Here is a 12,386-nt window from a genome sequence, read left to right on the forward strand (position 1 = left end):
TCGTCCGACGCGGCCACCCGGTGCCTTCACCTGCCTTTCGAAAGGATCCGGCCTGCTGGCTTACTTCGCGGAGCTCATCAGCAGGTAGTCGTACATGCCGAGGTAGGCCTGCGTGACCGTGACGTTGGCCGCGGACGTCGGCCTGAGCAGCAGGTTCTTGCGGTAGATGATCGGAACGACCGAGGCGTTGTCGAGCACCATCTTGTCGATGTCGCCCCAGGCCTTGGTGCGGGCCGCGTCGTCGGTGTTGGCGATCGCGTCCGTCAGGGCCTTGTTGATCTTCGGGTCGTCCAGCTCCATCAGGTTGTTGCCGCCCGAGGGCTTGATGGCCGCACCGTTGATGATCTGGTCGAGGAAGCCGTAGCCGGTCGGCCAGTCGGCGCCCCACGCCATCGAGAGCATGCCGAGCTTGTTGTCGTGGACGTAGCTCGGGACACCGGCGAAGTTGGAGAAGTACTTGCCGGAGGGGAACTGCTTGATCTCGACGTTGATGCCGATCTTCTTCAGCGACGCCTGGACGGCCGTGGCCTGCGCGACCTCGGCGGGCCGGTCGGAACGGGCCGTCAGGATCGTGTTGAAGCCGTTCGGCTTGCCGCACGCCTTCAGCGCCGCCTTGGCCTTGGCCACGTCACCCTTGTGACCCTCGGTCGCGTAGGTGTCGAACTTGGTGTAGCCGTTGACCGACGGCGGCAGCAGCGTGGTCGCCACGTCGCCCTTCGGCGAACCGCCCATGGCGTCGAGCACCGACTGCTTGTCGAGGCCCCACTGAACGGCCTTGCGGCAGTCGGCGTTGTCGAACGGCTTCACGTTCACGTTCAGCGCGATGTACTGCGTCGCACCGGCGTAGGAGCTGTCCGTCTGGTTGGCCTTCGGGCCGCGCAGGACCTTCGGCTGGGTCTGCGGCTGCACACCCGTGCCGGCCGCGTCAGCCGTGATCTTGTCGGAGAGCAGGTCGTTGTCGACCGTCACCGGGTTGACCTTGAACTTGATCGTGACCTTGTCCGGCAGAGCCTTGCGGATCGGGTCCGTCTTCGCGTCCCACTGCGGGTTGCGCACGAGGGTGGCGCCGCGGCCCTCCTCGTAGGACTGGAACTGGTACGGGCCCGTGGACTGGATGGACTGCACGTACTTCGCGCCGGTGTCCTTCGACTGCTGCACCGGGGCCGTCTGCGAGAACGTCGCCAGGTAGTCGAAGTCGGCGAACGGCTGCTTCAGCTTGAAGACGATCGTCTGGTCGTCCGGCGTCTCGATGGACTTGATGCCCTCGGCGGACTTGTCCTTGTACGGGCCCTTGTACTTGTCGCCGCCGTCCAGGTACGCCTTGAAGTACGTCGGGCCGTTGGACAGCGCCTCGGGCGCGAAGTTGGAACGCTCGATGGCGTACTTCACGTCCTTGGACGTCACCGGGGTGCCGTCCTGGAACTTCACACCCGTACGCAGCTTGTACGTCCAGGTCTTGGCGTCCGTGCTGGACTTGCCGAGGCCCTCGGCGAGGTCCGGCACGACCTCCAGGCCTTCCTTGCCCGCCGCCGGTTTGAACGTGGTGAGCGTTCTGCCGTAGAGGCGGGAGAAGTTCTGCACCCAGCCGTAGTACGTGTTGCCCGGGTCGAGGGAGTCCGGCACGTCCGAGTGCTCGTACGAGACCGTCCCGCCCTTCTTGCTCGACGCGTTGACGATCGAGTTCAGCGCGGCGTCCTTCTTGCCGTTGCCTCCCCCGTCGTTGTCGTCACCTCCGCCGCCGCACGCGGCAGCACCCAGCGACAGTGCCAGGACCGACGCAACGCCGGCGGTCACCCTTCTCGTCTTCACCTGAGGAAGCCCCCTCATTCGATGGATCACTTGCTGCGAGGGTCGAGGGCGTCACGCAGCCCGTCACCCAGCAGGTTGAAGGCCAGGACGGTGATGAAGATCGCCAGTCCGGGCACGAACATGTACTGCGGATCAGCCGTGTAGAGATCCACAGCGTTGCTGAGCATGCCGCCCCAGGAGGCCTGCGGCGGAGCGATACCGACGCCGAGGAAGCTCAGCGCGGCCTCGAACAGGATGTTCGTCGGGATGATCAGCGTCGAGTAGACGAGGATCGGCGCGACGAGGTTGGGGAGCAGTTCCCGGAACAGGACGTACGGACCGCGCGCTCCGAGGCTCGTGGCGGCCTCGATGAACTCCCGCTTGCGCAGGGTCATGGTCTGCGCCCGCACGATGCGTCCGATGTACGGCCAGCTGAAGAAGCCGATCACGAAGATCAGCACGCAGATGCGCAGGGACAGTCCGTCGAGACCGAAGAAGCCGTCCTGCACCGAGGCCGAGATCGAGATGGCGAACAGCAGCAGCGGGAACGCCAGGAAGGTGTCCATCATCCGGCTGATGACGCTGTCGATCCAGCCGCCGTAGTACCCGGCGACGACTCCGAGCACGGTGCCGATGCACACGGACAGCAGCGTGGCGCCGCCCGCGACCAGCAGGGAGACCCAGGAGCCGTCGATGATGCGGGCGAGCATGTCCCGGCCGTACTGGGGGTCCACGCCGAGCGGGTGGTCCCAACTCATGCCTCCCCAGCCGCCCTTGGGGGCGAGCAGAGCGGGGTCGATGAGGTCCTGGTTGAACTTGTTGGGATCGAGGTTGAAGATCCACTGAATCGGCTTGGAGAGCACCGCCATCGTGACGAGCAGGATGACGACGACGCCTCCCGCCATCGCCACCTTGTCCCGCTTGAAGCGCATCCAGGCGATCTGAGTGAGCGAGCGCCCTTCGATCTGGCTCTTCTTGACCCCGGCGAGCACGGCCTCGGGCTGTGCTCCGGCTTCCGCCCCGGTGGTCTCGATCGGTGCGGTCACGGTGCGATTGACCCCTCTCGGGCCGGCGATGGCCGACCCCCTGGCTGCCGCTGTAGCGGTTTGTTTGTCTCGTACACGAGACCGACCCGGCCCGTGTCTTGCGGGGAGTCTTCAACGCTTTGGCGATCTGTTGCCAGACTTGGCGATGAAAGGATGCGTAAACGTGATGCTGTCTGCGAGGTTCCGTTATCCGGACAGCGGGTAGCAGGGGTCGGACGCGCAACGTCAGGGGCATATTAGGACGCAGCCGCCCTTTTTACCCTTATCTACGCGCGGAGAGTTGAAAGGTCGTCGCGTTCGGGGACGGCCTTGAGGGACCTGGGGGCGGAGTCAGTACCTGCCCTGGACCGGGGGGTATCCGTAGCCCGAAGCCGGCGCCTGGACGGGGGCGGTGGCGTGGGCCTCACGGTCGTAGAAGGGGCGTGCGCCGGCGCGCAGCCACATGGCGACCGGGTCGTGCTCGTCGGACATCGCGACGGTCGAGACGGGGAGCCCGTCGGGTACGGCGCCGAGGGACTGCTGCATCATCGCGCGCACCGAGTCCACGGCCGGCGGCGAGGTGTCGTAGACGTCCAGTCCGATGGCCAGATACGGCGCCCCGAGCGCGGGTTGGACCCAGGCGCGGCGCAGTGAGCGGACGGCCGGGGTGCGGTGGGCGTTCTGCGCGAGCAGGGCGTAGAACTGCGGGATCTCGATGGCCGGTTCGGACAGCCGCAGGGGTCCGGCGGGCTGGCGGTCCAGGCCCGTGGCGATCCGCCGCAGGTCGAGCCAGGGGATGCCGACGCCGCCGCCGGGGGCGTGCGGGTTGAGCCAGAGGCCGTAGTGGTCGGGGTAGAGGGCGCGGGCCACGTCGATGCCGTCGACGACCTCGTAACTGCGGTTCCAGCCGCTGGCCGAGAGCTCCTGCGCGGAGGTCACACAGGGGGCGTAGCCGTGGCCCTCGACCTCCATGTTTCCGTACTGGGCGTCGGGGGATCCGGCCTGGCCCTGCCACAGGAGCATCCAGATCTGGCCGCTGTGGGGGGTCGCGAGCGCGCGCAGGAGGGCCTCATAGGCGTCATAACGCCCGGGCGTGACCTGGCGCAGCATGTGCTCGACCTGTCCGGCCGCGGCCGTGCCGCTCGCGCTCACCTTTACCGCCCCTTCGTACAACGCCTCGACCGTGACCTAGCTTAAGCCCGCGCAGGTGCCCGGAGATTGGTGCCGGTTCGCGAGTGCGGTTCGTATGTGGCTCGTCGCCCCCACGCGGCGGAGCCGCATAGTGTCACAGCCCCGCGCCCCTGAGGTGCCTGACCTACCGCTGGAAGAAGGGCCGGACCCGGTCCTTCATCCAATTGCCCACCGGGTCCTCCGCCACATCCAGGAGCACCAGGTTGACGGGCCAGGGGGCCGGGGACTCGGTGACCGCGCGGGTGAGGGCGTCCAGCGGGAGGGCGCGCAGGTCGCCTTCCCACTGGGAGAGTTCGACGCCGACGAACATCACCGGGTCGGCGGTCTCGATCGCGGCGAGGCAGCGGCGGGCGGTGACGACGACGCCGATCGCCTCGAACTCGGCGGAGGCGGCGGCGAGGAAGTCCACCGGGTCGTCCTGCCAGTCGGGCTCGAAGAGGCGGACCCGTCCGCCGCTCGCGGGGCCGTCCAGCGGGGTCCGGCCGGCCCGGCACAGCTCGGCGACGGCCGGCGGCGGGAGCGGGACGCCGACGACGCCGCCGGGGTTGATGGCGATCCCCGCGTGCGGGGGCAGACCGCGGGCGAACTCCACGGCGGGCGCGATGGTGTACGACATGTGCGAGCCGACGACCTGGCGGAACTGCTCCTCGGAGCTGAACACCGGCACGTACGCCTGGCCCTCGATCTCGATGCCGGGGAGATCGAGGGGGCCGCTCTGCGGGCCGCCGCCGCTGGGCAGCGGGATCCACACGAAGCTCCGGCCGAGCACCTCGACGATCCGCCCGCCGGCGGACGGCCCGGCACCGAGGGAGGCCGAGAGCACCTCCTCCAGCTCGTTGCCGGGCCATCCGCCGTGCGGGTGTGTCTGCGTCTGCGCCGGGAAGTCCGCGGAGAAGTCCGCCGGGAAGTCCATCTGCCTACCGCCTGCCTGAAACCACTGCTGTGACTGAAAGGCTAGCGGCTCGGGAACGGGGGGCTGCCACCCCGTGAAGCATGACTGGTGACGGGGGTGGCCGGACGGCGGCCCCGGGCCTGCCGAATCCTGGCGGGAGGACGGGCTGTGTGTGGGGGGTGCTCCGACCGTGGATGCGTGCCGCGGGCACACGGCCGGGGCTGCGGGCGGACGGGCTTTGTGCGCGGCGCACCGACCGCAGGCGCCTGCCGCGTGCACACGGCTCAGGGCCGGAATGCGGATGGGCTGGGCTGTCCGGCGCAGACGACCGCGCGGATGCCTGTCCTATACACACGGATCGCCGACCGCCGCGCCGCCGCCCCCGCCTCCGGGCTCACCAACCGCGGACGCGGGCCCGCTGCACGGGGCCGCACGCGGACGGCCTGTGCTCCCCGGCGCGCGCCGGCCCCCCTGCGCACAGCGGGGTCGGCGGACGGCCCCTTCTTCCCGGACGCCCGGCCGACGGCACCGCCCCGTGCACACGGGTCACCGGCCCGAACCACAACTCCCCGGCCCCGGATCACCGGCCCCATGAACCACAACCCCCAGCCCTGGACAGCCGGCCCGTGCCCACCACAGTCGGGCCGTGAACGCAGCCCCGTGCGCCCGGGGCGTCAGCCCGTGAAGGCGATGCGGTGGAGGGTGTTTGCTGCGTCGCGGTCGGCGAGGATGGCTGAGCCGCAGCCGGTGGGGAGTTCGCCGCGTTCGACCTCGTGGAGGAGGCGGGTGGTGGCGGCGCGGTGGCGCAGGAAGGCGTAGCGCGAGACGCCCCGGCCGCGGTCGCGCTGGCCGGCCAGGGCCTGCTGGGGGGTGACGTCGAGCATCAGCAGGTGGAGCGTGCCGCCCCGGCGGCGGGCCTCGCGGGCGAGCCAGCGGCGGACCCAGGCCTGGGTGCCGCAGTCGTGCACGACGACGCCCTCACCGGTGCGCAGGGCGCGGCGCAGCCCGGCGTAGTGGGCGAGGCGGACGAGCGGGCGGTAGACCGCGTACGGCAGGGCGCGCGGCATGCGGCCGTCCCAGTGGTCGCGGGTGTCCTGGGAGTCGATGCGCCGGCCCGGCACGGTGCGCCGCATCAGCGTGGACTTGCCGCTGCCGGGCAGGCCCGTGACCACGACGATGTCGCGGGAGCCGAACAGCAGCGCGTGCGGGCCGCGGCCGGCGCGCTCGCGCAGATCGCGGACGACCGGCGCGGGCTGCGGGCCGCAGACCGCACGCACCGGAGCGGCCGGCTGCTCGGGCAGCGCGATGCCCGACGTCGTGGCGTACGCGGTGGTCCTGTTCACCGTGATCGTCCTCCCCTGGGGCCAGGTACGGAGTCCCATGCCCGCCGAGTGTAAAGAGAAGGTAATGCCCGATGTCTCTGGTTTTAGTCCTCTTCCTGCAACAGCCCTGCTACAGGGTGGTCCCCCTGCCACCCCGCGACGATGCGTGCAATGATGTGCCCGCCAACTGCATACCGGCCGTTTGAATCCGCGCGGGAGAGTCCCCAGCACCGTTTCACCACTGGGGCGCCGAAGGAGCAAGTCCCTCCCTTGAATCTCTCAGGCCCCGTTACCGCGCGGGCGAGGCACATCTGAAAAGCGGGCCGCACCCTTCCTCCGGAGTCCGGGGAAGCGGCGTGGCCCCACCCAAGGTGCAAGCCGATGACCTGCGCGGTCATGGCGAACCTCTCAGGTTCCGATGACAGATGGGGAGGAACGACCTCGCCCGTCATGCCTTATGCCTTGGGAGACGACCGACCGTGAGCAGTACAGGAGAACTCCGCCACACCGCGCTCGATGCCCTGCATCGTGCCCTCGGCGCGACGATGACCGACTTCGCCGGCTGGGACATGCCCCTGCGCTACGGCTCCGAGCGCGACGAGCACAACGCCGTGCGCACGAAGGCCGGGCTGTTCGACCTCTCCCACATGGGCGAGATCACCGTCACGGGCCCCGGGGCCGCCGCCCTGCTCGACCACGCGCTGGTCGGCAACATCGGCGGGGTCAAGCCCGGCCGCGCCCGCTACACCATGATCTGCCAGGCCGACGGCGGCATCCTCGACGACCTGATCGTCTACCGGCTGGCCGAGCAGGAGTACATGGTCGTCGCCAACGCCTCCAACGCCCAGGTGGTCCTGGACGCCCTGGTGGAACGTTCCGTCGGCTTCGACGCCGAGGTGCGCGACGACCGGGACGCCTACGCACTGCTCGCCGTACAGGGCCCCGAGTCCCCGGGGATCCTGAAGTCCCTCACCGACGCCGACCTGGACGGCCTGAAGTACTACGCCGGCCTGCCCGGCACCGTCGCGGGCGTCCCGGCGCTGATCGCCCGCACCGGGTACACCGGCGAGGACGGCTTCGAGCTGTTCGTGAAGCCGGAGCACGCGGTCGAGCTGTGGCAGGCCCTGACCAAGGCGGGCGAGGCCGCCGGCCTGGTCCCGTGCGGGCTGTCCTGCCGCGACACGCTGCGCCTGGAGGCGGGCATGCCGCTGTACGGGCACGAGCTGAGCACCTCCCTGACGCCCTTCGACGCCGGGCTCGGCCGGGTGGTGAAGTTCGAGAAGGAGGGCGACTTCGTCGGCCGCGAGGCCCTCACCGAGGCCGCCGCGCGCGCCGAGCAGAACCCGCCCCGCGTCCTGGTCGGCCTCGTCGCCGAGGGCCGTAGGGTCCCGCGAGCCGGGTACCCGGTCGTCACCGGCGGTGAGGTGATCGGCGAGATCACCTCCGGCGCGCCCTCCCCGACGCTCGGCAAGCCGATCGCGATGGCGTACGTCGACCCCGCGCACGCGGCTCCCGGCACACCCGGTGTGGCCGTGGACATCCGGGGCAGTCACGAGCCGTACGAGGTCGTGGCGCTGCCGTTCTACAAGCGCCAGAAGTAGAGACTGGCCCAGCGCCAGAAGCAGGCACCGGCGCGCGGGCCGCCACCGCGGTCCCGGGCCGTCTCACCCCCGCTCACCAGCGGTCCCCTTCACCGGCATGCACAAGCATTCCTCGACATACATCAGCACTCCCGCGCGTACAGGAGAATCCAGGCCATGAGCAACCCCAATGAGCTGCGGTACAGCAAGGAGCACGAGTGGCTGTCGGGCGCCCAGGACGGCGTCTCGACGATCGGCATCACGGAGCACGCGGCCAACGCGCTCGGCGACGTCGTCTTCGTCCAGCTCCCCGAGGTCGGTGACGCCGTGTCCGCCGGCGAGACCTGCGGCGAGCTGGAGTCGACCAAGTCCGTCTCCGACCTCTACTCCCCGGTCTCCGGCGAGGTCACCGAGGTCAACGAGGACGTGGTGAACGACCCGTCCCTGGTGAACTCGGCCCCCTTCGAGGGCGGCTGGCTGTTCAAGGTGCGCGTCACGGACGAGCCGGGCGACCTGCTCTCCGCCGACGAGTACACCGCCTTCTCCGCCGGCTGAGAGGTCGTAGCCGTATGTCCGTCCTGAACACGTCCCTGCACGAGTTCGACCCGGCCGTCGCCGCCGCGGTCGACGCCGAGCTGCACCGGCAGCAGTCCACGCTCGAGATGATCGCCTCGGAGAACTTCGCCCCGGTCGCGGTCATGGAGGCGCAGGGCTCGGTCCTCACCAACAAGTACGCCGAGGGCTACCCGGGCCGCCGCTACTACGGCGGCTGCGAGCACGTCGACGTGGTCGAGCAGATCGCGATCGACCGCGTCAAGGAGCTGTTCGGCGCCGAGCACGCCAACGTCCAGCCGCACTCCGGCGCCCAGGCCAACGCCGCCGCGATGTTCGCGCTGCTCAAGCCGGGCGACACCATCATGGGTCTGAACCTCGCGCACGGCGGGCACCTGACCCACGGCATGAAGATCAACTTCTCCGGCAAGCTCTACGACGTCGTCGCCTACCACGTGGGCGAGGACGGCCGGGTCGATATGGCCGAGGTGGAGCGGCTGGCGAAGGAGTCCCGGCCGAAGCTGATCGTCGCGGGCTGGTCGGCCTACCCGCGGCAGCTGGACTTCGCCGAGTTCCGCCGGATCGCGGACGAGGTCGGCGCGTACCTGATGGTCGACATGGCGCACTTCGCCGGGCTGGTGGCGGCGGGCCTGCACCCGAACCCCGTTCCGCACGCGCACGTGGTGACCACCACCACCCACAAGACGCTGGGCGGCCCGCGCGGCGGTGTGATCCTCTCCACGTCCGAGCTCGCCAAGAAGATCAACTCGGCTGTCTTCCCCGGTCAGCAGGGCGGTCCGCTGGAGCATGTGATCGCGGCCAAGGCGGTCTCGTTCAAGGTCGCGGCCTCCGAGGACTTCAAGGAGCGCCAGCGCCGTACGCTGGAGGGTGCCCGCATCCTGGCCGAGCGTCTGGTGAAGGACGACGTCCGGGCCGTGGGTGTGGACGTCCTGTCCGGCGGCACGGACGTGCACCTGGTCCTGGTCGACCTGCGCCACTCGGAGCTGGACGGCCGGCAGGCCGAGGACCGCCTCCACGAGGTGGGCATCACGGTCAACCGCAACGCGATCCCGAACGACCCGCGCCCGCCGATGGTGACGTCCGGTCTGCGGATCGGCACGCCGGCCCTGGCGACCCGGGGCTTTACGGCCGAGGACTTCGCGGAGGTCGCGGACGTCATCGCCGAGACGCTGAAGCCGTCCTACGACTCGGACGCGCTCAAGGCCCGGGTGAAGGCCCTCGCCGACCGGCACCCGCTGTACCCGGGCCTCAACAAGTAGCACCCGCACAAGTAACACCTGCACAAGAGCGAAGAAACCTTTCAGGGCGCCGCGCCCGCCACAAGCGGTCGCGGCGCCCGGCCCCACTGCACCACCCCCGTAGTCAGGAGTTCCCGTGGCCATCTCGGTCTTCGACCTGTTCTCGATCGGCATCGGCCCGTCCAGCTCCCACACGGTCGGCCCGATGCGCGCGGCCGGCCTCTTCGTCCGGCGGCTGCGCAACGAGGAGCTGCTGGAGTCGGTCGGATCCGTCCGTGCCGAGCTGTACGGCTCCCTCGGCGCCACCGGCCACGGCCACGGCACGCCCAAGGCGGTCCTGCTCGGCCTGGAGGGCGACTCGCCGCGCACGGTCGACGTGGAGAAGGCCGACGACCGGGTGGAGGCGATCAAGACCGACGGCCGGCTGAATCTGCTCGGCGAGCACGAGATCGCGTTCTCCTTCGACGACGACATGGTCCTGCACCGCCGCAAGGCCCTGCCCTACCACGCCAACGGCATGACCCTGTGGGCGTACGACGCCTCGGGCGCCGAGCTGCTGACGAAGACCTACTACTCGGTCGGCGGCGGCTTCGTCGTCGACGAGGAGGCCGTCGGCGCGGACCGCATCAAACTCGACGACACCGCCCTGAAGTACCCCTTCCGCACGGGCGACGAGCTGCTCCGCCTGACGGAGGAGACGGGCCTGTCCATCTCGGCGCTGATGCTGGAGAACGAGCGCGCCTGGCGCACCGAGGAGGAGATCCGGGCCGGTCTGCTGGAGATCTGGCGCGTGATGCAGTCGTGCGTGGCGCGCGGCATGTCCCGCGAGGGCATCCTGCCGGGCGGCCTGAAGGTCCGCCGCCGCGCCGCGAACACCGCGCGCAAGCTCCGCTCCGAGGGCGACCCGAAGGCCCTCGCCATGGAGTGGATCACCCTCTACGCGATGGCGGTCAACGAGGAGAACGCGGCCGGCGGCCGGGTCGTCACCGCCCCCACCAACGGCGCGGCCGGCATCATCCCGGCGGTGCTGCACTACTACGTCAACTTCGTGCCGGGCGCCGACGAGGAGGGCGTGGTCCGCTTCCTGCTCGCCGCGGGCGCGATCGGCATGCTGTTCAAGGAGAACGCCTCCATCTCGGGCGCCGAGGTCGGCTGCCAGGGCGAGGTCGGCTCCGCCTGCTCGATGGCCGCGGGCGCCCTCGCCGAGGTCCTCGGCGGCTCCCCCGAGCAGGTCGAGAACGCCGCCGAGATCGGCATGGAGCACAACCTCGGCCTCACCTGCGACCCGGTCGGCGGGCTGGTCCAGATCCCCTGCATCGAGCGCAACGGCATGGCCGCGGTCAAGGCCGTCACCGCCGCCCGCATGGCCATGCGCGGCGACGGCTCCCACAAGGTCTCCCTCGACAAGGTCATCAAGACGATGAAGGACACCGGGGCGGACATGTCGGTGAAGTACAAGGAGACGGCCCGGGGCGGGCTGGCGGTGAACATCATCGAGTGCTGAGGTCACGAGGGCGGGGCGATCTCCGCCCGTAGTGCCTTCGCCGCCGCCTCCAGGGTGCCCCGGACGGCCTCGCCGGTCTCTCCGGTGGCGATCACCGCGCCGAGCAGGCTGGAGGAGAAGTGCTCGGGCGGCAGCCTGATGGTCGTGCCCGGGCTCCGGTCGAGCACGAGGTGCTGGACACCGGGGACGCCCAGCGCGGTGTCGAGGCCGTCGATCCGGACGAGTTCGCCCGCCGCCGGGGCCGTGATCTTCCGCAGGCCCGCGTGCAGGGGCGGCTGGTCGGGCAGGCGCGGAGCCTGTCCGGTGGCGACCCGGATCACGTTCTCGTGGAAGGGGACCCCGGTCGCCAGGCCCACGAGGTGGGAGCCGATGAAGTCGCCGCCGGCCCGGGCCGCGACCTCGATCAGGCGGGCGCCCGTCCCCGGGTCGTACATGCACTCCAGGTGGAAGGCGCAGTCGTCGAAGCCGAGGGCGAGGACGGTCTCGCGGGTGAGCGCGTGCACGGCCGAGCGCGCGGCGCCGGGCAGGGCGCTGGGATGCAGATGGGCGAGTTCCAGGCGGAACGGCTCGGTGGTCGTCTTGTCGGTGATTCCGCAGACGGTCACCTCGCCCCGGTGCACGAAGCCCTCGACGCTGTGCTCACTGCCGCGCAGCAGCTCCTCGAGGATCAGCTCGCCGCGGTCGTGGCGGAAGATGCCGTCGCCGTCCGCGCCGGTCAGGCGCGTCAACTCGTCGAAGGCGGGCCGCAGTTCCTGTTCGTCCCGCAGCAGGAAGATGCCCTTGCTGCCGCTGCCGGCGGCCGGCTTCAGCACCGCCGGGAGCCCGATGTCCGCCAGCGACCGCACGGCGTCCCGCCAGGTCCGTACCCGGGCGAAGCGGGGGATGAGGTGCGGCCGGTCCGCGAGGGCCTGGCGCATGAGGTACTTGTTGCGGGCGAGGCGGGCCGCGGCGGGGGCGATGCCGGGCAGGCCGAGGCGCCGGGCGGCGCGGGCCGCCGGTTCGACGCCCGCGTCCCCCCAGGCGACGACACCGGCGACGGTGTGCGCGGTGGCGACGGCGTCCACGGCCGCGTCGAAAGCCTCGGTGTCGTGCGGATCGACCGCGCGTACCTCGGCGAGCAGGGCGCCCGGCAGTCCGGCGGGGGGCTTGCCCGCGAGGAGTGCCACGGAGAAGCCGCACCGGTGGGCGGCCTCCAGGGCGGGGCGGTGTTCGAGCGGGTTCTTGCGCAGCCCGACGAAGACGACGACGGGGCGCGGGGCGGGCTCGGGCACGG

Annotated in this window: 10 protein-coding genes and 2 riboswitches; of the genes, 4 read left to right on the top strand and 6 right to left on the bottom strand. The window is 70.6% G+C overall.

All coding sequences use genetic code 11. The annotated features are described in order from the left end of the window. Positions 1 to 60: 60 nt before the first annotated feature. From KJK29_RS10290 to KJK29_RS10310, 5 genes are all read right to left on the bottom strand, one after another. On the bottom strand, positions 61 to 1,827 hold the full coding sequence (locus KJK29_RS10290) for an ABC transporter substrate-binding protein (RefSeq protein ID WP_215118403.1): 1,767 nt from the start codon (positions 1,825 to 1,827) through the stop codon (positions 61 to 63). 8 nt (positions 1,828 to 1,835) lie between these two features. Beyond that, entirely contained in the window at positions 1,836 to 2,834 is a 999-nt protein-coding gene (locus KJK29_RS10295; RefSeq protein ID WP_215118404.1) for an ABC transporter permease, read from the bottom strand. A gap of 330 nt (positions 2,835 to 3,164) precedes the next feature. Continuing rightward, positions 3,165 to 3,965, bottom strand: a complete 801-nt coding sequence (locus KJK29_RS10300; RefSeq protein WP_215118405.1) for an enhanced serine sensitivity protein SseB C-terminal domain-containing protein — start codon at positions 3,963 to 3,965, stop codon at positions 3,165 to 3,167. Between the two features lie 163 nt (positions 3,966 to 4,128). Continuing rightward, positions 4,129 to 4,917 carry an enhanced serine sensitivity protein SseB gene (locus KJK29_RS10305; RefSeq protein WP_215118406.1) on the bottom strand — a complete coding sequence of 263 codons (789 nt, stop codon included), beginning with the start codon at positions 4,915 to 4,917 and terminating at the stop codon, positions 4,129 to 4,131. Positions 4,918 to 5,570: 653 nt separating this feature from the next. After that, a complete protein-coding gene (locus KJK29_RS10310) occupies positions 5,571 to 6,239 on the bottom strand; it encodes an AAA family ATPase (protein ID WP_215124223.1) in 669 nt (222 codons plus the stop codon). A 182-nt stretch (positions 6,240 to 6,421) separates the two neighbouring features. Then, positions 6,422 to 6,523, top strand: a riboswitch (glycine riboswitch). A 1-nt stretch (position 6,524) separates the two neighbouring features. Continuing rightward, positions 6,525 to 6,653, top strand: a riboswitch (glycine riboswitch). Between KJK29_RS10310 and gcvT the strand changes: the two genes are divergently transcribed. The 4 genes from gcvT to KJK29_RS10330 all read left to right on the top strand — a co-directional run bounded on the left by gcvT (position 6,644) and on the right by KJK29_RS10330 (position 11,113). Then, positions 6,644 to 7,819 (top strand): glycine cleavage system aminomethyltransferase GcvT, encoded by a 1,176-nt coding sequence (gene gcvT / locus KJK29_RS10315; RefSeq protein WP_370869127.1) that lies wholly within the window; start codon positions 6,644 to 6,646, stop codon positions 7,817 to 7,819. Its footprint overlaps the riboswitch before it by 10 nt. A 156-nt stretch (positions 7,820 to 7,975) precedes the next feature. Continuing rightward, entirely contained in the window at positions 7,976 to 8,353 is a 378-nt protein-coding gene (gene gcvH, locus KJK29_RS10320; RefSeq protein WP_215118408.1) for a glycine cleavage system protein GcvH, read from the top strand. A 14-nt stretch (positions 8,354 to 8,367) separates the two neighbouring features. After that, positions 8,368 to 9,630: a serine hydroxymethyltransferase gene (glyA, locus tag KJK29_RS10325; protein WP_215118409.1), complete on the top strand. Its 1,263-nt coding sequence runs from the start codon at positions 8,368 to 8,370 to the stop codon at positions 9,628 to 9,630. A 115-nt stretch (positions 9,631 to 9,745) separates the two neighbouring features. Beyond that, positions 9,746 to 11,113, top strand: a complete 1,368-nt coding sequence (locus KJK29_RS10330; RefSeq protein ID WP_215118410.1) for an L-serine ammonia-lyase — start codon at positions 9,746 to 9,748, stop codon at positions 11,111 to 11,113. A 2-nt stretch (positions 11,114 to 11,115) separates the two neighbouring features. Here KJK29_RS10330 and KJK29_RS10335 read toward each other — a convergent pair whose 3' ends face one another. Further along, entirely contained in the window at positions 11,116 to 12,384 is a 1,269-nt protein-coding gene (locus tag KJK29_RS10335; protein WP_215118411.1) for an ATP-grasp domain-containing protein, read from the bottom strand. Positions 12,385 to 12,386 lie beyond the last annotated feature (2 nt).

The organism is Streptomyces koelreuteriae, from assembly GCF_018604545.1.
Taxonomy (GTDB): Bacteria; Actinomycetota; Actinomycetes; order Streptomycetales; family Streptomycetaceae; genus Streptomyces; species Streptomyces koelreuteriae.

Excerpts from the sequence above, each read along its gene's own strand:
- KJK29_RS10305 (WP_215118406.1), bottom strand. The coding sequence starts at position 4,917 with ATGGACTTCCCGGCGGACTTCTCCGCGGACTTCCCGGCGCAGACGCAG.
- glyA (WP_215118409.1), top strand. The coding sequence starts at position 8,368 with ATGTCCGTCCTGAACACGTCCCTGCACGAGTTCGACCCGGCCGTCGCC.
- KJK29_RS10290 (WP_215118403.1), bottom strand. The coding sequence starts at position 1,827 with ATGAGGGGGCTTCCTCAGGTGAAGACGAGAAGGGTGACCGCCGGCGTT.
- gcvT (WP_370869127.1), top strand. The coding sequence starts at position 6,644 with ATGGGGAGGAACGACCTCGCCCGTCATGCCTTATGCCTTGGGAGACGA.
- gcvH (WP_215118408.1), top strand. The coding sequence starts at position 7,976 with ATGAGCAACCCCAATGAGCTGCGGTACAGCAAGGAGCACGAGTGGCTG.